The 22,487-nt window shown below is 52.1% G+C and carries 17 protein-coding genes; 6 read left to right on the plus strand and 11 right to left on the minus strand.

The window, feature by feature from the left end:
* The 6 genes from F608_RS31750 (at nt 1) to F608_RS0112830 (ending at nt 10,711) form a co-directional block, all read left to right on the plus strand.
* On the plus strand, nt 1-4,815 hold the full coding sequence (locus F608_RS31750) for an FtsX-like permease family protein (protein WP_051148570.1): 4,815 nt from the start codon (nt 1-3) through the stop codon (nt 4,813-4,815).
* A complete protein-coding gene (locus F608_RS0112810; protein ID WP_022666044.1) occupies nt 4,808-6,799 on the plus strand; it encodes a DUF6785 family protein in 1,992 nt (663 codons plus the stop codon). The genes F608_RS31750 and F608_RS0112810 overlap by 8 nt, the downstream gene beginning before the upstream one ends.
* Before the next feature lie 12 nt (nt 6,800-6,811).
* Complete coding sequence (locus F608_RS0112815; protein ID WP_022666045.1) at nt 6,812-8,773, plus strand: hypothetical protein; 1,962 nt, start codon at nt 6,812-6,814, stop codon at nt 8,771-8,773.
* Between the two features lie 55 nt (nt 8,774-8,828).
* Nucleotides 8,829-9,443 (plus strand): hypothetical protein, encoded by a 615-nt coding sequence (locus F608_RS34760; protein ID WP_022666046.1) that lies wholly within the window; start codon nt 8,829-8,831, stop codon nt 9,441-9,443.
* Between the two features lie 67 nt (nt 9,444-9,510).
* Nucleotides 9,511-10,344, plus strand: coding sequence for a hypothetical protein (locus F608_RS0112825; RefSeq protein WP_153307501.1), 834 nt, complete (start codon nt 9,511-9,513; stop codon nt 10,342-10,344).
* A 13-nt stretch (nt 10,345-10,357) separates the two neighbouring features.
* Nucleotides 10,358-10,711 (plus strand): PqqD family protein, encoded by a 354-nt coding sequence (locus tag F608_RS0112830; RefSeq protein WP_022666048.1) that lies wholly within the window; start codon nt 10,358-10,360, stop codon nt 10,709-10,711.
* Nucleotides 10,712-10,715: 4 nt separating this feature from the next.
* Here F608_RS0112830 and F608_RS0112835 read toward each other — a convergent pair whose 3' ends face one another.
* The 11 genes from F608_RS0112835 to F608_RS0112885 all read right to left on the minus strand — a co-directional run bounded on the left by F608_RS0112835 (nt 10,716) and on the right by F608_RS0112885 (nt 22,430).
* Nucleotides 10,716-11,048: an STAS domain-containing protein gene (locus tag F608_RS0112835; protein ID WP_022666049.1), complete on the minus strand. Its 333-nt coding sequence runs from the start codon at nt 11,046-11,048 to the stop codon at nt 10,716-10,718.
* Between the two features lie 4 nt (nt 11,049-11,052).
* On the minus strand, nt 11,053-11,511 hold the full coding sequence (locus tag F608_RS34765; RefSeq protein WP_022666050.1) for an ATP-binding protein: 459 nt from the start codon (nt 11,509-11,511) through the stop codon (nt 11,053-11,055).
* 57 nt (nt 11,512-11,568) lie between these two features.
* Nucleotides 11,569-12,099, minus strand: a complete 531-nt coding sequence (locus tag F608_RS0112845; protein WP_084681122.1) for a Crp/Fnr family transcriptional regulator — start codon at nt 12,097-12,099, stop codon at nt 11,569-11,571.
* On the minus strand, nt 12,074-14,593 hold the full coding sequence (locus tag F608_RS0112850) for an ABC transporter ATP-binding protein/permease (RefSeq protein WP_022666052.1): 2,520 nt from the start codon (nt 14,591-14,593) through the stop codon (nt 12,074-12,076). The genes F608_RS0112845 and F608_RS0112850 overlap by 26 nt, the downstream gene beginning before the upstream one ends.
* A gap of 13 nt (nt 14,594-14,606) precedes the next feature.
* A complete protein-coding gene (locus F608_RS34770; protein WP_022666053.1) occupies nt 14,607-16,073 on the minus strand; it encodes a PP2C family protein-serine/threonine phosphatase in 1,467 nt (488 codons plus the stop codon).
* Nucleotides 16,074-16,231: 158 nt separating this feature from the next.
* Nucleotides 16,232-17,002 carry a polysaccharide deacetylase family protein gene (locus F608_RS31770; RefSeq protein ID WP_022666054.1) on the minus strand — a complete coding sequence of 257 codons (771 nt, stop codon included), beginning with the start codon at nt 17,000-17,002 and terminating at the stop codon, nt 16,232-16,234.
* Entirely contained in the window at nt 16,999-18,171 is a 1,173-nt protein-coding gene (locus tag F608_RS0112865; protein WP_022666055.1) for a glycosyltransferase family protein, read from the minus strand. The genes F608_RS31770 and F608_RS0112865 overlap by 4 nt, the downstream gene beginning before the upstream one ends.
* Nucleotides 18,172-18,201: 30 nt before the next feature.
* Complete coding sequence (locus tag F608_RS31775; protein ID WP_022666056.1) at nt 18,202-18,831, minus strand: histidine phosphatase family protein; 630 nt, start codon at nt 18,829-18,831, stop codon at nt 18,202-18,204.
* Nucleotides 18,828-19,940 (minus strand): glycosyltransferase family 4 protein, encoded by a 1,113-nt coding sequence (locus tag F608_RS0112875; RefSeq protein WP_022666057.1) that lies wholly within the window; start codon nt 19,938-19,940, stop codon nt 18,828-18,830. Before F608_RS0112875 ends, F608_RS31775 begins: the two co-directional genes overlap by 4 nt.
* Entirely contained in the window at nt 19,937-21,226 is a 1,290-nt protein-coding gene (locus F608_RS31780; RefSeq protein ID WP_022666058.1) for a glycosyltransferase family 4 protein, read from the minus strand. The genes F608_RS0112875 and F608_RS31780 overlap by 4 nt, the downstream gene beginning before the upstream one ends.
* On the minus strand, nt 21,213-22,430 hold the full coding sequence (locus F608_RS0112885) for a glycosyltransferase family protein (RefSeq protein ID WP_022666059.1): 1,218 nt from the start codon (nt 22,428-22,430) through the stop codon (nt 21,213-21,215). Before F608_RS0112885 ends, F608_RS31780 begins: the two co-directional genes overlap by 14 nt.
* Nucleotides 22,431-22,487 lie beyond the last annotated feature (57 nt).

Consider the following 22,487-nt stretch of genomic DNA (forward strand, 5'->3'; position numbering starts at 1 on the left):
ATGTCATTAAAAATAAAAATCTCCCGGATGCTGTCTTGTCTTCTCTTGATTCTCGTCTTCCCCTTGTCAGGCTGGTGCCGGGCCGAATCTTTTCAGAACACCCGGTTTTCGGACCTGATTGAAACCTTTGCCGGGGTTCATGACCGGAGCTCCGGCACCCGGGGGGCGGAACAGTCCGCCGAATTTATCTATTCCCGTTTTAGAGCCCTGGATTTTTCCCATACCGGTTTCCATTCTTTTCAAAATCCGGTTCGCCGAAAAAAACAAACCCAGATGATCATCAACGGGAAGATCTTTGAGATAGACCTTTTTTTGTCCAATGTCATCTCACCGGATACTGTTCCCAAACCCGGAATGACCGGCCGTCTGGTCTATGCGGGCAGGGGGGAGATGAAAGACTTTAATCATAAGGAGATTAAGGGCAGCCTGGTCCTCATGGATCTCGATTCCGGAGGGAATTGGCTGAACGCCCTGGCCCTGGGTGCCCGGGCCGTGATCTACCTTTACGAAGGGGTGCCTGACAAGTTTCTGTTCCAGGACAAGATGGAGTTGTCCCCGGTCAAATTTCCCCGGTTTCTTGTTTCCAAAAAAAATTTCCGCGAATTTTTTTTGGGAACCGCCGGGAAAGTCCTGCCCGATGAAATAGTTACAGCCACCATTATTTCAGAGGTCAAATGGGTTCAATCCCATGCCAGAAACGTTTTCTGCCTGGTCAAGGGAAGGGACAGAGCCCTGGAAGACGAGCTGATCGTTGTGGAGGCGTTCTATGATATCTCTGCTTTTGTTCCGGGAACATCCCCTGGGGCGGATCAGGCCTGTTCCATTGCATCTCTCCTGGATCTTGCCGGGTTTTTAAAAGAGAATCCGCCCGGACGATCCGTCCTTCTGGTGGCCACGGCCGGTCACGGCAACGGCCTGGCCGGCATGCGCGAGATGATCTGGAGTCTGAATACCAAGTCTGAAGATCTTGAAAAACAAATTTCCCGATACGGAAAAATCATTGCTCAAAAAGAAGAGATCCTTGATTTCATCCGCCGGTTTACCGGGAAAGAACAATTGGAGCCCCAAGAAAGCCGGGAGGTTCAAAAGTGCATACTCGATGTTGTCAGGGCAAAGATTGACGCCCAGAGCGATCGTCTCATGCAGCTGCGCCTGGAAAAAGAACCAAATGAAAAGCAGATAAAGACCATTGCCGCCCGGCGGATGACCCTGAAGCGGCTTGAAAGCCGAAACAATTTGTCCGGTCTGACCCCTGAAGAAACCGGAATCATAGAGGGCTTGCTTCCCGAGGCCGTGGCACGGCAGAACAGGCTCCGGGACAATGCCCTTGTCCGCAGGGCTGATCTGGAAGAGGCCCTGGCCTTTACAACCCTGGCGAAAAAGAAAAAGATTCAAACGATTGTCTCTCTGCATCTGTCCAGCCATGGAAGCGGGATCGGGGCATTCAACAGCGGATGGCTGTACGATATAAAAAATGCGATCAATCCCTTTCCCCCCTATGTGAAACTGGACGATGCCCTGAACATGGCCGGCAAGGAAGCCTCCCTTGCCCTGGGCATGGAAAACATATTCCAAGACACCTTGAGGCCCTCCCTGCACCGTTCCTGGAAAAGCCATTTCAAGGACACGCCTGCCCTGGGGGGTGAAGTCAGCCGCCTGGCCGGCTTTCTGGGAATCTCCCTGGTCAGCATCAACGATGTCCGTCTGTTCTGGAATACACCCTGGGACAGCCCTGAAAAAGTCGATATTCAAAGGGCGGCCGGCCAGAGCCGGTTCATATCGTCTCTGATCCATACCCTGTCCCGGGTGCCGGACCTGGGCGGCTCAAGAACCCCCAAGAACGGATTTGCCGAGCTAAGGGGCCGGGCCAATTTTTTAAGACACGGGGCCGTGTTTGCCGATGCCCCCTCCCCGGGCAGCATGGTCCTGGCATTCCAGGGACCGGCCCTTTACACCCAGATGGTGGATGAATCGGGATTTTTTCATATCAAGGGCATTGCCACGAAAAAACTGACCCTTCACAAGGTGATCCTGGACGGATATAAATTTGATCCGGTTTCAGGGGAGACCGTCGCTGCGGTGGATAAAAAGAAAACCACAATAGACCGGTACCGGGTCAAGGTCAGCAAGGAGAAGATGGAGACCGACCTGATCATGTTTCATTGCAGCCAGACAACCGTCCTGAATCTGCTGGAGCCCAGAACCTTCCGGTATCTGACAAAGATCCGGATTCTGGATGCCCGGACAGATGCCCTGCCGGTCCGTCACTGGTACAGCCGGATCGATACCCGGTCCTCCCTGATCAACTCCATCTATCTTCAGCCGGGAACCCGGCTGAAACTGGCCCTTTCCGATACCCTGCTGACCCAGAAGATCATCCTGACCCATGCCCGGGAGGGTCATCCGGCCGGTACAGGGTACAGGGTCGATGAAACCCCTATCATTGCCCCGACCCAGTTTCTTGCGGCAACGGACATGTGGTCCCTGGTCAATCCGAGAATCAACAACCTTGAGGAAAAGGGAATCAACAATCAGAAGATCCGGGATCTTCAGGCCGCCGGCAACCAGGCCCTTGATGATGCGGAACAGGCCCTTGCCTCCCAAGAGTATGACCGGTTCTTCAAGGCATCCGGTGATGCCCTGGCCCTGGCAGGGCGGGTCTACGACCATGTTGAAAGCATCCAGAAAGATGTCCTTTACGGTGTCCTGTTCTATATCGTTCTGTTTGCTCCCTTTGCCTTCTGCCTGGAACGCCTGGCCTTTGCCTTTATCAGTATATATAAGAGGATTGTCGGATTTATAGGGATTCTTATTGCGCTCATCGCGGTGATCTACCAGGTCCACCCGGCTTTTGAGCTGGCCTACAGTCCCATCGTAATTATCCTGGCTTTTTTCATCATCGGACTCTCCTCCATCGTCACCTGGATCATCTTCCGTCATTTTGAAAACGAGATGAAAGGGTTCCAGAACCAGGGCAGAAGGGGAAATGAGGGGGAAATCAGCCTGTTCAAGGCTTTTTTTGCCTCCTTTTTCATGGGAATCAACAACCTCCGCCGCCGGCGGGTCAGAACGGCTCTGACCTGTACCACCCTGATTATTCTGACCTTTACCATCATGAGTTTTACCTCGGTAAAGAATATCCGCCAGCATTCCAAGCTGCTTTACAATGAAAAGGTCCCCTATAAAGGGATGCTGGTCAAGCAGGTGAACTGGGGGAGCCTGCCGCCCAGGGCATTTAAGGTGATCCAAAACACCATGGCCCAGGAACCCGCCGCCATGACGGCTGCCCCCAGGGGATGGATGGAGTCAGACGCAAGAACCCAGTCCGTCAAGGTCCCTGTCTTTTACCGGGAGACCGGTCTGGAAGCCCAGGGGATGATCGGATTGTCGCCCCGGGAAGCAGGGGTCAGCGGCCTGCCCGGCTTTATATCGTCCGGCCGCTGGTTCACCGGCCGGGACCGGTACAGCGTCCTTGTTCCGGAGCAGATGGCCCGGCGCCTCGGCCTGCCGGATCCCAGGGCCGGGGATCGCTTTATCCGGTTGTGGTCCATCCCCTTTAAGGTGATCGGGACCTTCCGGGGAAAAACCTTTGACCGGTTCAAAGACCTTGACGGCGAACCTCTTTCTCCGGCAATTTTTCCCGACGAGGTTTTCCAGGAGGTCACCGAGGCGGAAATGGAGGCCATGGAATCCGGAGATGAGATCAAAACCTTTCAAAGCCGGTACAAGCATATACCATTTGACCAGACCCTTATCATCCCCTATGAAACCTTGATCTCCCTTGGCGGACATCTGAAAAGCGTGGCCATGAAACCAGAAAAAGAAGAGATCAAAGACCGGTTCGCCTTCAGGATGCTGGACCGGTTCGGGTTGTGGCTTTTTTCCGGAGAGGAAAACGGGGTTTTTGTGTACAATGCCAGCGACGGCCTGAATTACAGCGGTCTGCCCAATGTGCTGGTTCCCGTCTTAATATCAATCTTCATCGTACTCAACACCATGATCGGGAGCGTCCAGGAGCGAAAACGGGAGATTGGGATATATACCTCCATCGGCATGGCCCCTTCCCACGTGTCCATTATCTTTATTGCCGAAGCCCTGTCATATGCCGTGTTAAGCGTGGTTCTCGGCTACCTTCTGGCCCAGGTCACGGTCAAGGTCTTTGCCGGGACAGCCCTGCTTTCCGGGCTGACCGTCAATTACTCTTCCCTGGGAGGTGTCTTTGCCATGGCCATGGTCATGCTGGTGGTGGTGCTGTCATCGGTTTACCCTTCAAGGGTGGCAGCCTCCATTGCCATCCCGGATGTTGAAAAATCATGGGAACTGGAAAAGGCCAAAGGGGATACCCTGGATATCGGCCTGCCCTTTTTAATCAAAAAAGGGGAAGAAAAAAGCGTGTGCGGATATCTGTATCAACTCTTTGATGAGCACCGGGCCGTTTCCCACGGACTTTTTTCCGTGGGCCGCCTGGAGATGGAGACGGCTGAGGCCGGAGCCGGGAATTTCAATGACATCCAAGAAAATCCAGTGATGAGAATCGGTTTTACGGCCTGGCTGGCGCCCTTTGACCTGGGGGTGATGCAGGAGGTTGACATCCGGGCGATTTCCTCAACCCGGTTCAGGGGATATCAGGAACTTGAGATGGCCATTTTTCGCAAATCAGGGGAGAAAAATACCTGGTGGCGGATCAACAAGCGCTTTGTCAATCTGGTTCGCAAACAGCTTTTAATCTGGCGGAGCATGGAAACAGGGGAGAAGGATAAATGTGGGGTCCGGGTGGATGAGTATATTCTAGAACAGGAGTCTTCCATTGGCTGAGAAGAGAAAAAGGGGCACGATCATCCGGCCCAGGGCCTTTTTGCTGGGATTTGTCCTGGCCGTGCTCATCTGTGCCCTTACCCCCTTTAACAACGCATACCGAAACGCCACCCCCCTGGGCGGAGGCTATTTCCCCCTGGCCCCTTTTTATGTCCTTTTCTGGCTGACCCTGATCACGGCCCTGTCCGGAAAGTTTTTCAAGGCTGAAAAACTTTTGACCGGAACAGAGCTGATCTTTACCTGGGGATTGATGGTTTTGGTTTCAGGAATCGCCTATACCGGCTTTGCACGAACCTTTTTCATCAATCTGACCGCCCCCTTTTATTTTTCAAGCGTGGAAAATCAATGGGCACAGGTCTTTGAACCCCTGCTTCCCCGGGATCTATTCCCCCGGAGTCCGGCGGCCATCGAGCTGCTGTACAACGGCATAACCGGCGGACGGGATATGGGCTGGCTGGAACTGGCGGCAAAAGTGCCCTGGCATGCCTGGATCCTTCCCTTTCTTTCCTGGGGATTTTTTATCTGTATTGCCTATTTTCTGATTCTCTGCCTGATTCATATGGTTTCCCGCCAGGCCATGGAAAACGAACGGATGAACTTTCCCCTGCTTATCCTTCCCAGGATGATTCAAAAGGCGGTGGACAATCAAAGTGTCTCCGGTTTTTTTACAAACCCGTATCTGATTCTGGGAATGAGCCTGCCGGTCTGCCTCCACCTGCTGAACGGGCTTCACTTTTATTTTCCCTCTTTTCCCCAGATCAATACCCTTGTCCTGGCCGGGCCTTATTTTCCTAGACAGGGGATCTTTGCCGGATTCGTCAAGCTTAAGCTTTACTTTTATCCGGCCTTTATCGGGTTTGCCTTTCTGGCTTCCAAGCAGGTGTCCTTCTCTTTCTGGTTCTTTTTTATCCTGGGTGCATTTCTTACGGGGATCTTATCCATTGCCGGCTTGAGCTTTCCGGCATCGGAACTGGGAACCACTTTTGGCCCTACCCTGGCCCTGCCCGAAGAAACCCAGATGATCGGGGCCTTTATCGTGTTTGCCCTTTTTCTGGCCTGGCTGGCCCGGTTCCATTTCAAGGAGATGGTAAAAAATGCCTTTGATTTTAATCCCCAAAACCCCCACCCGGAGCAGGTGGGAGACAAGATCGCCTTCTGGGGAACCGCATTTGGGTTTACGGCCCTGACCGTCTGGTTTTTATTCCATGGGGTGGGCCTGGCCCAGAGTGTTCTGCTCATTTTCTTTTTTATTCTTTTCACCATGGTGGCCACCCGGGTGGTATGCCAGGGCGGGGTCACCTATTTTACCCTGAATGTCGCCCCCCTGGATGCCATAAATACGATTTTCGGGCTCAGGATCTTTTCCGGTCTGGGCATGGTTCTGGCCGGGGTCAGCCAAAAGGTGATGTTTGTGGATCTAAGGGAGTCTGTGGCCCCTTCCATCCTGCACCTCCTGCGGATCACCCGACGGGTCAGGGGCCAGGGGGCTGTGGCCTGCTCCATTTTCCTGGTCATGGGGATCTGCCTCATGGTGTCGGCAATGGCCATGATCCTGCTCTGCTATAAATACGGGATCCGGGAGCTTCAACTGGACTGGGCCACGCGAACCACGGTTTCCATGTATAACAACATCTTTCCCTTGATCGAACACGGGGTTGAACAGGGGAATTCCATTAGGATATTCACCGTTGCCGGGGCCCTGGTCATGGCCGTGCTGGTCATCTGCTACCATCGGTTTTACTGGTGGCCCCTTCATCCCATCGGATATCTCATGGTCTATAGTTCGGCCATGAGGATCCTCTGGGTCAGTTTTTTTCTGGGGTGGTTGTTCAACACCCTGTGCATGCGGTACGGTGGAATTTCATTTTTCAGGAGAATGCGGCTGTTTTTTGTGGGATTGATCATGGGAGATTTTCTCATGGGAGGGACCTGGGCCATGATCGGAATGTTCACCGAGACCGGTTACCAGGTCCTGCCAAACTAGAGATGATACATCATGTACGATGACAAAGAGCTAAAAGAATATCGGGACCTGCTCAAAACCCCGGATCATTTTGAAGAGGGGTTTAACTGGAAAACCATTGTGGGAGCGATCTTTATCGGCTTTCTCATGATGCCCGGGTCCATGTACCTGCAGCTGGTCATCGGCACCGGCATCGGGCCGGCTGCCCGGTGGGTAACCATTATCCTCTTTGCCGAAATTGCCAAGCGGGCCTATTCGGATTTAAAACAGCAGGAGATCTTTCTGCTCTATTACATGGCCGGTGCAGCCATGGCCTCTCCCTTCCAGGGCCTTTTGTGGAATCAATACCTGGTCCAGTCCGATGCGGCAAAGATGCTGGGGCTGACCGAATTCATCCCCTCCTGGATCGCCCCCCAGCCGGAATCGGCCTCTCTTCTGGAAAGAACTTTTTTCCACCCGGACTGGATGATCCCCATCCTGCTGCTCATCGGGGCCCAGATCATCCAGCGGGTTGACCAGTTCGGTCTGGGATATGCCCTGTACCGGATCACCTCGGATGTTGAAAAGCTGCCCTTTCCCATGGCTCCGGTGGGGGCCCTGGGAACCATTGCCCTGGCCGAGTCAAAGGAGGAAAGAAAACAATCCTGGAAGTGGAGGGTCTTTTCCATCGGAGGGGTCATCGGACTGGGATTCGGCGGTCTCTATATCCTGCTTCCGGCGGTGTCCGGGTTGATTTTCACGGAACCCATCCGTCTGATTCCCATTCCCTGGGTGGAGCTGACCCGGCACACCGAAGGAATTCTTCCGGCGGTGGCAACGGGGATTCAGCTGGATCTCGGGTTGATTTTTCTGGGTATGGTCCTGCCGTTCTGGGCCGTAATCGGCGGGCTCATCGGCCTGATCATTACCATTGTCATCAACCCGGTTCTCTTTCGCTCCGGAGTTCTGACCTCCTGGCACCCGGGCATGGGAACCGTGGAAACCGTGTTTGCCAACAACTTTGACTTTTACATGAGTTTCGGTATCGGCCTGGGCCTTTCCATCGGCATCATCGGACTCTGGCAGGTGGTCAGATCCTTCTGGTCTTCCGGACAACAGCCCCGGGGCAGTCTTAAGGACCTGTTCAATCCACCTCCGGGGCGGGGGGATTTTGACTTCAGGATCGCCATTGCCATCTATTTCTTTTCCACCCTGGCCTATGTGATCCTGTGCACCATCCTGGTTCCGACCTTTCCCTGGATTTTCTTTTTGTTTTACGGGTTTGTCTATACCCCGGTGATCTCCTATATCACGGCGAGAATGGAGGGAATCGCCGGCCAGTTTGTCAGCCTGCCCCTGGTCAGGGAGGCCAGTTTTATTGCCGGTGCCAAGTATTTCGGATACCAGGGAATTGAAATCTGGTATGCGCCCATTCCCATCCACAACTACGGGGAGGCCACGGTGAATTTCCGCCAGATCGAACTGACCGGGACAAGTCTGAGGGGAATTATCAAGGCGGAATTTATCGTCTTTCCCGTGGTTATGATCGCCAGCCTTTTGTTTTCCCAGTTCATCTGGCGCCTGGCCCCCATTCCCTCGTTCAATTATCCCTATGCCCAGGAACTCTGGCATCTCCAGGCCCTGAATACCCTGTTGATGCAGTCTTCCACCCTGGAAGGCAACTCCCTTTTCTACCAGGCCCTGAACGGAACCAGTCTCTTCTCGGGCATGGGGTTCGGCCTGGTCACCTATGGGATACTCTCTTTGCTGGGCCTTCCCATACTCCTGGTCTACGGAATTGTCCGTGGCTTGGGTCAGAGCACCCCCCACGGCATGATTCTGGAGGTGATCGGAGCCCTGCTGGGCCGGTTCTTTTTTCTCAAGCGGTACGGGAAGCAGTGGCGCCAGTACGCCCCGGTGCTCCTGGCCGGTTTCTCCTGCGGTATGGGCCTGACCGGAATGTTTGCCATGGGGGTGACCCTGATTTTAAAGTCCCTTGGAAGTACGGCTTTTTAAAAAAAAAGACCTGTGGTAGAATAAGAATAACCAAACCATTATCCAAAGGTGCGCCATGGGAAAAAAGATAATCATTTTGGTTTTCGGAATTCTTTTGCTCTGGACCATACCGGTTTGGGCCGAGTTTCCGGTTCATCTGGGGGGATTTGTCCTGGGGGAGGATATCTCCAAATATCAGGGCCTTGTGCAGATGACGACCTGCCGGGAGATGGCCCGGACCCCTTATCTTGCCGAGGGAGAAATCATGCCTCTCCAGGGATTTAAATCCGGCCTCATCACCTATGGACTCTGCCACAGACCCAATAAAATCCTGCGGATAAAATTAAAGTTTATTGATTCTTCCAAAAATTTTTTTAGCCTCCTTTTGGACCGGTACACGGACCGTTTCGGTGCCCCGGGAGAATATAAGGGAGATCCTTTCCAGACCCTGGTGGCCTGGAAATGGTCGTTTACAAATCCCCAGAAAGAACGGATCAGCCTCATCCTCCAACATAATAAGATGATAGAGGATGAGAAAAAGGGAACCGTTGTAAAAATGACCCTGACCAGCCAGCTGGATAATGAGAAGATCTGCTACCAGAAGACACATCCCGAACCGGAATCACCTGTTCAATTCTCCCAGCCGAAGTTGTCCAAGGAACAGATGTGGAAGCATTTTATCCCCTATTGAACGGGAGCCCCATATGTCATCCTCCGGATCTTTGGATAAGCTTTTGGCATGGAACGGGATCTCTTTGATGATTCCTGGATCATGGGAAGTGGAACGCCTGGATCAAACCTATATGCTAATCGGAGAAGAAGAATCCCCGAAACTTGAAATCAAATGGACGGTTTCGCCCAGGCGGTTTACCCTTGAGACGTATCTAAAGGACTTTACAGCCCGGACCCAGAAGCAGCTTGACATTCAGATCAAAGAAGAGGCCTTCCCTCCTCTTTTTTCTCACCCCCAGGGCCGGTTTGAATTTTTCTTTTTTTCATGGCAGGGCGGCGGGGCCGAGGGCAAGGGAGTTGTCCTTTTTTGCAACCAATGCAAGAAACTCTCCCTGGTCCGGTTTTTTTCCGGGATCTCTTTTTCATCCAATTCCCTGGCAGACCGGATATTGCAGTCCTATTCAGACCACCCAGGGGGGGAACTGAGCCGGTGGACAATCTTTGGAATGGATTTTTCTATTCCTTCTGCCTATGCTTTGACGGACTATCGTTTCCAGCCGGGCAGTTTTTCCATGACATTCTCCAGCCAAAAGACCAGTTTGACGGTTTTCAGCTGGGGGCCGGCCTCTTTTCTTTTATCCAAAATCGATTTAAACGGATTTGCCAGGCAAAGACTTCCCAGGTTAAAGGGACTTGCCTTGACCGGAGAGTGCCGGCGGGGTTCCTTTCTTGAATGGGCCTTTACAGAAGAACCCTTTACAGGTGCGGGCCGTCTGCCCATCTTTAACCGATATTCGCGGCCCACTGTTTTCAGGATCTGCCGGGATCGGAAGGACAACCGGATTTTCGGCATCCTGGCTCAGTCTTTCCAGCAGTTTGAACACGGCCTGATCCGGGAGTCGTTTCTGGGTGATCTTTAAAGGAAAAAGTTCGTTGACCCGGCAGGATTCCCTGCTATGCGTTCCTGAAAAAAACAGCCTGGTCAGGGAAAAGATTCTTGAATCCGGAGACCTTGTCCTGTCCTGGCCCCAGGAGTACAGACCCTTCTTCCTCAGGGTTCGAAGATTTCTTCGAAAGTCGGCTCAAAAGAGTTTTTTAAGAAAGATCCAGCTGGATCTTCTGGGAAAGGATGTCTGGGATCTCATTGACGGGAAAAAGAATATCAGGACGATTGTCAAGGAGTTTGCCCAGCACCATCAGGTGAATCCCAGGGAGGCGGAAATTTCCGTGACCCTGTTCATGAAATCTCTGGGGGAAAAGGGTTTGATCGTCATCAGGGAGGCCTGAGTCTTTAGAGCTTGACCAGGGCCGCTTCCATATTCTGTTCAATGTTCAGATATCCGTCAAACCCGGCAATGTCAAAGACCTCCTTGACATAATCCTGAAGAGAGCAGAGAATCACGCTTCCCTCCATCCGTTTCAGGTCCTTGGCGGTTTTGAGCATGACCCGGATGCCGGCACTGGAAATATAGTCCATATTTTCCAGGTTGAAAATCAGTTTGCGCTGACCCTTTTCAAGGGCCGCATAGATCCGGGTTTCAAATTCTGCAGATGTGTTTGAATCCAGGCTTCCCTTTACGCTGAATACTTCTATCCCATTGTTGTTTTCCTGAAAGACTTCCATACATTCATTCCTTATCTATCAGACACGTTTTCGGGTTTGGATCTTCGACGATCTGTTTTTTCAATATGACGATATTTTTATGGTTCTCACGGCGATACTCACAATGGTCGGTGAAATGCTTTACAAATTGAATGCCCAGGCCCCCGATACGTCTGTTTTCAATGGGACACCGGATATCAGCGGATTCGGCCTCCATGATGTTGAAAGGCCGGCCGTCATCTTCCATCCGGATGATCAGCATGTCATCCTCCCGGTACAGGGCCAGATTGATTTCATGCTCCTTATCATCCATAAACCCGTGATGAACCACATTGGCAAACAGCTCTTCAAGGACCAGGTCGATTTCCTTGAATTTGCGTTTGGTGCAGGAGGCTGAAGAAACCACCTCAGCCACGGCATCCTTGATTTTACAAAGATCTTCCAGGCGGTTTCTTACCCTTATGGATACATTTACCTTTCCCATGTCATTTAGAGTAATCTTCCTTGGACGGTTTGTCAATTTTGCCCCGGCTGAAGCCGGTCATACCAGGCTGATTCCCAGGAACGGCTTTAGATCATCCCGTTTGGATGCGGCAAATTCCTGGATGGATTTTTTTTCAGCCTGAACCAGTTTTTTGGCCAGTACGCGGATCACTTTTACGGGGATATCCGGAAACTGGTCCACGACCCTGGAGAATGCCTTGCGGGTCATGACAATACAGGTGACGTCTTCCAGGGCGACCAGGGAAAAGGTTTTCACCACCGGGGTCATCAAAGAGAGAATCCCCAGAAAAGACTCTTGTTCAACCTCCCGGATCTTATACTCTTTCCCGGCTTTTTTAAGCATGAGGCCGGCCCTTCCCGACAGGATAAAATAGGCGGCTCCATCGTCTTCATCCTGATGGAAAATGGTTTCACCGGTCTCATAGGACTGGCGCTGGCAGACAAAGGCAAACAGCTTTATCACTTCCATTGGCGCACCGGAAAAAAATTCGATCTGCCTGAAAATATCTAAGTTTGAGATAAATTCGCTTTTATCCCTGGCATCATCGTTGTTCATTAACGAGTTCATAAAAATACCCCTTTTGGTCCATCAGTTCCTGATAGGAGCCCATTTCCACGATTTTCCCCGCCTTGAGAAAGGCAACCTTGTCATATTCTTTTACGATATCCAGCCGGTGCACCACGGCAATCAGGGTGCTTTTTCCCTTCCATTGACGGGAAAGTACGTTTTGAATTCTTTTTTGGGAGGTGTTGTCCAGGGCTGAAGTGGCCTCATCCAGAATCATGACAGGCGGCGATTTTAAAAAGGTCCTTGCAATGGCCAGTTTCTGACGCTGACCTCCGGAAAGCCGGTTGCCCTTGGTCCCGACCCTGAAGTCCATTCCGATTTCAATCATCCGTTCGAGAAAATCCTCTCCGATTAAAAGAGCCACCATGTGCTGGTTGATTTTTTCCAATGCCCCGGGACTGTTTGTCTTGGAAATACCGAACATGATGTTGTTGAAGATGGTCTGGGAACGGATATATTGATCATTCCGGAAAAAGGCGATTGCATGGGGATCTTCGGTTTTGATCCGTTCCCGGAACATATGCCGGCCTTCAAGGATGAGGCGGGTCATGAGTTCGGGAATGACGGCAATGGGATGTCTGGCCGGAGAAAACCTCAGGGCCAGGTCCAGCAGGGAAATGGACTGTCTGCCTGATATCTGGTGAAGGTTTTTGTTTTTAATGTCCCGGACTAGGGCCTCTGTTTCCTGGAACTCCTGGATCAGAACCGGGGTCTTTTCAAAAAAGAGATGATCATGGGAGATGTTCTGTAAAATATCCACGGTCTGGTCGGCGATCTCTTTTCCCAGGGAGAGCAGGGGCCTGGTCAGGTCGGCATCATCCAAAAATTTGAGAAAGGATTTGTTTTTTACCAGATTGGGATTGACATAGGCTGCCGAGACCGGGGAGCCGAAGATGATGTTGTCTGCAATGGTGGCATGGGTCAGGAACTGGTTTTCATCGAAGAACTCAATCCATTCCCCAAGGGACTCCCCGAACTCCTTCTGGAATTGTTCCCGCATCTTGATGATGACAGGAATCTCTTTTTCTATCTCTTCCTGGATCACGGTGTTGAGGCCGAACCGGAGAACATCCACAAATAGTCCGGACTGCTGAAGGACATGGACCAGGTCATCCAGCCTGGGCCCGCAATCCCCCTCAAACACACACTCCTCTCCATGAAAGGCCGTATAGGAGTACATCAGGTTCTCCTTGATCGTGCCGTCAAATATGAAGGGGTTCTGGGAGACAAGGCCGATGGTTTTTTTAATATCTGCCTTGGTCAGATGGGCGATTTCCTTACCTCCGATGGAGGCATGCCCGGATGTATACTGGTAGAGCTGGGCCAGGCAAAGGGCCAGGGAGCTTTTGCCGGATCCGGAAAATCCCACCAGTGCCACCTGTTCCCCCGGCTCGATATCCAGACTGATATCGTCCAGAAGCCTGACCCCTTCCTCGGTTTCCAGGCTCAGGTTCTCCACATGGATGGCTGCATCCAAATCATATGGATCCCTTTTTTCCGGCAGAAGTCGATACGGGGAGGCCAGGTCAAAGTAGTTCATGGTTTTGGCATAGGTGATGGACCCGTCCTGGAAAACCTGGTAAAAGTCGATCAGCTCTTTCCAGGGGTCGTACAGCTTTTCCTGGGCCGACAGAAAGGCCACCAGGGCTCCCAGCCCCAGCCGGCCGTTAATGGCAAGATATCCGCCGATGATAAACACAAGAAACGGGCCCATGTTGATGAAAAAATTGCTGGTCACCTTGATGGTAAACTTGTAAATGTTCCATGTAATCCGGATTTTTTTAAGTTTTTCCACAATGGCATTGAACTTGTTGTTTTCAACATCAAAGGCCACGTTGGCCTGGACTTCGTGAATTCCGGACACGGATTCAACGATCTTGGAGGAGAGGATCCGGGAGGTGTTCACCCTTTTTTTGTTGTTTATGTTCACTTTTTGCTGGAGTTTGGGAATGATATAGAGCATGGCAGGATAAATGGAGAAGGAGACCACCCCCAGAATCGGGTTGAGGAGGATCAGATACCCGGCAAAGGCGATCAGGGTGACGATGTTGATCAGGGGCACGGCCACGGCCATGCCCACGAAATTGCCGGGGATGGCCAGTTCATTGACCAGGGAGTTGACCACGGTGCCGGGCTGGGTGGATCTGAAAAATCCAAGGGGCATATTCAGGATATGGCGGTAGAGCTGCTTGCGCATCTCCGCCGTTGCCTTTTCGCTGATCCGGGTCTGGATGATATTGATGGCCAGCTTCAGCATGGAGGCCGAAAAGACCGCTCCGAGATAGATCCCGCAATAGATGACCAGCAGGTCCAGCTTGCGCAGGTTGATGGCCTCATTGACGATGCGCTTCTGCATTTCCAGGGGAACCACCCGGATTCCGACGGTGATCAGAATAATGAAAACCAGAATCGCCTGAAGCTTCATGTTGCCGTCAAGGATCCATGAAGACAGCCTGCGTTTGACAATGGGGGGGGGATCAGGTTTGCCTGTCATTTTTTTGATCACCTTAAAGAAATTTTACAATTACAACGGTGATATCATCTGCGATGGGGGCATTTCCACTAAATTCTTTTACATCTTCAATCAGTTTTGTTTCCACGACCTTTGCCGTTTCAGAGGCATATCGTTTAATGGTTTGAATGATCCGGGCCTCGCCGTACATTTCCCCCCGGGCGTTTCTGGATTCTTTTACCCCGTCTGAGACGATTACCAGGATGGTTCCGGGTTCCCAACCCCGGAGTTCGTTTTCTTCAATGGGGGTGTCGGCATCCACTCCCAGGGCCATGCCGTTGCCCATGAGTTTTTCTATTTCCTGGGTTTCCGGCCTGAAAACCAGGGCCGGTTCATGGCCGGCCCGGACCCATTTCAGACTTTTTTTATCCATGTCGATATCAGCAAAGAAAACTGTTGTAAACCGTCCTGTTTCATAGCTGTCCCGGGTTAAATGCTTATTGGCGGTATGAATCAGCTTTGCCGGCCCCGGGTAATTTTCAACCCCGTAACGCAGAAAGGCCCGGATCGTGGTCATGTGAAGCCCGGCGCCCACTCCGTGGCCGGAAGAGTCTGTCAGTGCGATCCCGAGCCGGGTCTCCGAGAACCGGAAATAATCAAAATAATCTCCGCCCACCTCCTCACAATAGAGGCTAATGCCGGAAATATCCAGATCCTTGAATAGAGGCGGTTCATTGGGCAGCAGGTTTTCCTGGACCTCTTTGGCCACCCTTAAATGGGTCAGGATCCGGATCCGGTCCCTGAGGCCGTGGATCATCTTATTGGTATATCCGGCAATCATGCCGAATTCATCGCTGGTGGCCACGGGAACCAGTTTGGACAGGTCTCCGCTGGTCACAGACTCCAGAACTCCGGTTTCGGTCCGGAACAGTATTTTCAGGTTCCTTGAATAGGAGTACAGAACATTGGTGACCAGGATCAGAAGAACGGTGATGACAAATAAAATTTCCTTGAAAATGGTTTTTGTGGTCATGGAAATCATGAGGTTCATCTGGGAGAGATCCATCTCCGACAACCAGATCAGGTCCCGTCCGATGATGAGCATGATGATGATCATCATCAGAACATTGGTGGTAAGGGCCACAATGAAAAATTTACGGGTCATGGGATAGAACCGGTTGGGTATCTTCTGGGTCGGGGACTGGGTCATGGCCGTAAAAATGACTTTTCTTTCCCGTTGAAGGGACATATCAATGGCAATGAAAAATCCGGCGGTTACAAAGCCCACCAAAAACAAAAGGCCGCTTCCCAGGGGGACCTTGTGGATCGTGGTATTGAGCAGAATACTTAAAAGGCCGGCCCCGAGAATCAGTCCGTAATCGATAAGAAACTGGTATCTGGGCTGATGGATCAACGGTTTTTTTTCAACCCGGCCCTTAAAAAAAAGGCCCCTGAGGACAAAAAACGTTCCAAGGGAAAAAAAGGTGATAGCCGCCAGCGTCCCGGGCGGCATTCCGTCCATAATGGGTCAGACTTCTCCGCCGTAAAAACTGAGGATGGAAGCGGCAAAAACGTAGTGTAGTAAAACTCTCATGGCTTTATCTCTCTGCCTGCAAGGAACGGAGTTTTCTGAAAAAAGATCTGATAAAGAATATCATTTTTCAACGGGTTAAACCAGGGTTAAAACAGATTCTGGAAAGTCACGGCCTGGATTTTCCTGTGGCGTGAAATTAGATTCAGCAGGTGTTCCAGAAAGAGAAACGCCGGATCGTTCATCCTCATGTGATGGATCATGATCCCGCAGCAGCCCGTGGCCAGCCCGGTTTCCATCTCCTTTAAAAGAGCGGTCCAGCCGGAAAGGGCATCCTTGTCCTTTCGGGTATGGAGATCCACGTGGACGGAAATTTCCCCAAGCCCTTCCGGGGCCGGGGGAAGATTGCCCATGCTTCTGGATACGGCTTTGAATTTCAGGGTTTTTAAGTGATTCATGGCCTCAAGGCAGCAGCGGTTCCAGGGCGGGGTAAAAAACGGGGCAAGATGATCGCCCATGATGGACTCCAATCTGGCCTGTCCCCTTGACAGGTCCCTGAACAGATTCTCTGAGGATCGGGCCGGGCCGAATTCCTGTTTTTTCCCCTGGGTTTCATGGTTCTTGTGGGCATATCCATGCATGTGCCAGCAGAATAAATTTTTCTGTTCAACGTAGGATTCAAGGACTTCCCACCGCTGCCGGGTCAGCCAGGATGGAACCACGGCAAGGCAGAGGGGCATGCGGTACTTCAGGAACAGGTCCATCATCCGGGTAAAATTTCTGGATGAAACCCCGATGTCGTCGGCCCGGAAAAACACCTTCACAGGGGCATCTGTTCCCCGGTCCAGGACATCTGCCAGGGCCTGATCCAGTGGACCGGGAATCTTTGTTTCAATGGCGGTATAGATTTTCGAAATCATGGAGTCGTCCCCTTTTTTATCTGTTTTTTCAACCAGTCCGCCGTGTTCCGGGCGCCGGAGATGTCCAGATCCGGAAGGCTTTTTCTTTTCTCCTGTGGGTCTAAGGCTTCCATAATTATTCGGGACAGCCGCAGCGGTTCAAGGTCCTGGTCTTCCAGCAGGGTCATGGGGGTGAAACGGGCCAGGTTCATGGCCCGTTCCCGCTGTTCCCGGTTCTGGGCAAAGGGCCGGACAAGGGAGGGTACCTTTGCCGCAACAATATTCATACAGGTATTGTATCCGGCCAGGCTGATGGAAAGGTCGGCTGCGGCCAGCAGGGACACGAAGTCTTTTGCAAACTCTTGAACTTGGATCCGGTCATCTGCCAGATCATGGAGGGCCTTTTTCTCTTCCAATTCCATATAGGGGCCGGTATAGATCTGCAGGCGGATATCTCCAAGGGCCTTGGTTTTAACGGCCCGGGCCGCAGCCCTCAGGAGTCCGGCTCCGACATTTCCTCCGCCGGCACTGGCCACGATGAATCGTTCCCCGGGCTTCAGCCCTGCCGCCTGCCAGAGGCGACGGGTTGTATCGGGATCGGGCAGGGGGGTGACAAATCCGGTATATACCAGGGGAACCCGGATTTGATCCAGCCGGGAGAATGTGGCATCCAGCTTGATCAACCTGGGGTCTGAATGGATCAGCACTGCATCAAACCATAGGTTCAGGGCCTCAATGACCCGGGTCTCATACTTTTGGGGATCGGATTTTTCAACCAATATATCCCTCAGGCTGCAGACCACCTTGCATCTGCCCTCCGGAAGACTCTTCACGTATTCGAGCATGGGAATCAGTTCAAACCGGAAAGCCCTTCTGCCAAAGGGAAAGAGTTCTATGAGCAGAAGATCCGGGTCTTCTTTTTTCATAAGCCCCAGGAGTTGCCCTTTCCGTTCCTGCTTGACCTCTTCCAGGTCTTTGGCCGGATTCACACAATGGAGGCCGGAAAAGTTCCTGTCCATCATCAGTCCCTCCAGCCTGACTTGGCGGATATGGTTTGGCAGGGGAACATCCACCTGTCCCCCTCCGGTCACCAGGATCACCTGGAATCCTTCCATGGCCCGGGCCAGCTCCAGGGTCCTGAAAAAATGGCCCACTCCCAGTACATGCTGGCAATAGATAAGAATCTTCATTTCCGGTCTTCCTTTCAGGGTCGGTCCGATTCAGGATCCGTCCTTTTTTGCTTTTGCGCTTTTCATCAGGTTCATGCGGTTCAGTCCCGTGGGCTTGATGAAAAGATCCCATTCAAACCCGTGAACATGGCAGGGCCTGAGCACCCCGGGTTCCTCCGGCAGGAACCCTCTGCCAAGGCCATGGTAGGTCAAACATTTTATCATGCTGTTGTGGGTGACCACCAGAAGGTTTCTGCCCTCAAATCTTTCAGCAGCCCTGGCCAGGGCTGCAAGGCCCCGGTTCAGAACCTGGGTCCGGCTCTCTCCTTTGGGGGGCCTAAATTCCCATCCAAGGGCTTCCTGGTGTTCCAGCTCCTCCGGGTAGGACCGGCGCAAATCTTTTATCCTGGAACCTTCCCAGAGGCCGAAGTCCTGTTCCACAAGATCCTTATCGTATTCGATTTCAAGCTCCAGCCCGGCGGCAAGGATTTTTGCCGTCTGCCCGGCCCGGGTCAGGGGGCTGGCCAGGATGAGGTCAAAGGACTGACCGGCCAGATTTTCGGCCCAGATCCGGGCATCCTCTTCTCCCTGGGGGCAGAGGGGCAGGTCTTTCCGGCCCTGGATTTTTTTTTCCAGGTTCCACTGGGTTCTGGCGTGGCGGATCAGGGAAAAATGAATCATTTCACCACCGCCCGGATCATTTTTTCTTCAAAGAGTTGATAATTTTTGTACAGGTCATGGTTCTTTTCCACATATTTTTCTGCCCGGGCCCCCATGGTTTTACAGACTTCAGGATGGGAGAGCAGAAGGATGAGGGCCCGGCAAAAAGCCTGTTCATCGTACATGGGAACCAGGAATCCGGTCTCTCTGTTTTTCATGACCTCGGGAATTCCGCCGTTGTCAAAGGCCACAATTGGCAGGCCGCAGGACTGGGCCTCAAGAAAGACCATGCCCAGGGATTCCCGGATGCCGGGGAAGGCAAAGAGGTCGCCTGAGCTGTAAAAGCCGGCCATCTTGTTTTTGGGGATCTTTCCGGCAAAGGTGTGGTGGTTTGGGAGAAGCTGTTGGGCCAGCCGCCTGAGCCGGCCTTCCATTTTTCCGGCACCGGCAATGACCAGGTGGAAGGGGATGTTTTGATTCACAAGCAGGGACAGGCATTGGATCAGCCAGGCCAGGCTCCGGGTCTTGACATCGTCCCTGAACATGGCCGCCGTAAGGATCACCGGGCACGGCGGAAGGTTCCATTGTTTTTTCCAGGCGGTTCCAGCGGATTCATCCCCTTTAAAATTCAGGGGTCTGATCCCGGGCCGGATATAGGAAAGCCTTTCCGGGGCAATGATGCGTTTCAGGTTTTTCAAGTCTGACAATTTATTGGTAAATACGTGGTCGGCCCGGTTCAGGGCCATGCGGTTCAGGTAAAATCCGAAGATGGATTTGAACCGTCTTTTTCGCTTGGTGGAGTATATGCCCTGGAAAAGTATGTACTTGAGGCCTAGTATCCTGCAGATCACCGGCCCCAGCACGTCCGGGGCCTTGTAATAGGTGTGGTAGGTCAGCCAGAGGTCGGGCCGGTCCTTTCTCAGCCGTCTCAAAGACCGGACCAGGTCCCGGAAGAGATGCGGCCAGAGCCGGGGTTTAAAATAGATCCACCGGGCCCGCAGCCGGCTTTGAATGGAAACCACATGGCCCCGGGATTCCAGAAAGGAAACAAGGCCGTGGGCGATGGCCAGGTCTCCGGAGGGGTTTTTATGGCCCAGGGGCTTGAACGGGGCATAAAAGGCGATTTTCATTGGAGAGTGGATTCCTGGTCTTTCACGTCCGGATCCATTCCCAGGGCCGGGATCTGGGCAGCGTAAATTCTGGCCAGGTCCCGGATCAGAACCCGGTTGTCAAAATCCCGGGAGATCCTCTTTCTGGCCTCGGCAGAGACCTGCTGTCTTAATTTTTCATCGGTCAATGCGGTCCGGATGCCCCGGGCCAGGGCCGGGGCATCTTTCTGGGGAACCATGATTCCGGAAACCCGGTCTTCAAGAAACTCGGGAATCCCTGAAACATCGGTGGCCACCACGGGCAGGCCCATGGCCATGCTCTCTGCCATGACATTGGGGATCCCGTCCCTGTCTCCGTTTTTTGCGATTTTGCATCCCAGGACAAAGAGGTCTGAATTTTCATAGTGCTGGATGACGTCCTCATGGGCCAGGGTACCGCAAAGCTCGGTGACATCTTCAAGCCCGAGGGTTTTAATCCAGGTCTTTATTTTTTCCTGATCGTCTCCGTCGCCGATTAAATAGTGCCGGAATTTTAACCCTTTTTCCTTTAAAATGGCCAGGGCCTGGTACAGGGTGTCCAGCCCCTTTTTTTCGGTCATCCTTGCAACGGTGAGCAGCTTGTAGGGGGGCGAGCATGGCCGGGAGCCGTTTTTCGGTGAAAAATAATCCAGGTTGATCCCGTGGTAGACGCAGAAAACTGGGGTTTGAGCTTCTCCGGCCAGTTTGGACAGGTATTTTCTATTGTACCGGGTGCAGGTGACCACAAATTTTGCCATGGCTATCTTTTCCCTGAGCTGGCGGGTATCAGATGTATAAATATCCTTTGCATGGCCGAAAAAGGAAAAGGGAATACCGCTTAACAGGCTTGAAAACAGGGCCACGGATGTGGGGGAATGGGCAAAATGGGCCTGAAAATGAACGATGTTTTTTCCCGGCAGAACCTTGTTGACCAGAAAGCCTGCCTGGAGAAGGTGTTTGAGGGTGGCGGATTTCCGGGTTCGGAGCCACCGGGTGACTGCCTTTTTGGCGGCCTTGAAGTAAAGTTTTGGCTCTTTCACGGCCAGGATCAGGTTGTGATAGACCAGGGGAATCAGGTTTTCCATGATGGTGGAGGGAAGATAATCCACCCGGGCTCTGATCTTTTTAATGCTGGCATGGCTGAAGCTTTCCCGGGGATGTCTCATGGAGATGATATGGACCTTGAATCCCAGGGACTCCAGCAGGAGAATTTCATTGGAGATAAAGGTTTCCGATATCCGGGGATATCCTTTCAGGATCATTCCCAGGGCAGGTTTATCGGCATTCATTTTTAGAGTTCCAGAATTGTGAAATGCGCTGGCGGATATTCTTGATTCCGTTCATATTAAAATCGGCCAGGTTGTGGGCGAAGAGTTCCTTGTTTTCAAGCATGATCAGCAATTTTTCCTCCAGGTTATCCCGGTTGAGCCGGGTCCAGGGGATAAATTCAACCAGGCCGTCCCGGTTAAAGGCCTTGGCCCGGATAAACTGCTCCTTTCTGGGGGTTTCCCGGGGAATGACCAGGCACATGGCTCTGGAGGAAAGAACCTCACACATGGTGTTGTACCCTCCCATGGACACGATGATATCCGAGGCGGCAATCAGGGTTTCCATGTCTGAAAAAAAATCATAGGAGAGGATCTCCAGGTCTCTGGCTCTTCCCAGGATTTCATCCTTGTCATTGCTGGATAAAAACGGACCGGTGATCAATACGGTCTGAAAGGGAGGCAGAATGGATTGGGCCTTCATTTTTTCCAGCATCTTCAGATAAGAGTCCAGGACATGAAACCCGTCTCCGCCTCCGCCGGTGGTTACCGTGACCAGGTTTTCATTTGTCATCACATTGAGCTGGAGTCTTAGTTCTTCGGCAGCAGAGTCTTTGGGTATTTTCCTGGGAATATAACCGGTAAAGAATAGTTTTTTGGCAATGGATTCCGGGATATCGTATTCCTTTACCGGGTCGTAAATTTTCTTTTCGCCGTAGACCCAGACCTCCGAGTAAAGATCTTCAATGGTGGCATAGATCTCTTTTTTTTCCCAGTCCGACTTCACGGTCTCGGCATCATCCATGATATCCCGCATGCCCAGGACGGTTTTTGTCTTTTTGAGATTTTCCGATATCCAGCCCAGGGCCGGCATAACTTCCCTTTTAAGCCCCTGGGGTTCTTTGTCCACAATAAAGAGATCGGGTTTAAAGGTCTGAACCGTTGCCATGATAATACTCTGCCGGATCTCCAGGGCCTGCTGGGGATCTATCCGGATGGTCAGGGGAAAGTATTCGTCGTTGGCTTTTTTGATCATCCCCGGTATTCTTACGAAATCCACATACTTGGGAAAGGTCAGTTGTCCGGCCAGGGGGGTTCCGGTGAGAATGAGGACGTTTCTGTCCGGTCCTCTCAAATGTTCGGCAATGGCCATGGTTCTTCTGATATGTCCCAGTCCGTAAGTATCATGGGAGTACATCAGGATATTGTGATTCTGGGGGATGTTCACGGCAAAAGACTCCGGCGAATATTCTTTCCAAATGGTCAAGACTTCTGTAGTATTGAT

Origin of the sequence: Desulfospira joergensenii DSM 10085, assembly GCF_000420085.1 — a bacterium.
GTDB lineage: Bacteria > Desulfobacterota > Desulfobacteria > Desulfobacterales > Desulfobacteraceae > Desulfospira > Desulfospira joergensenii.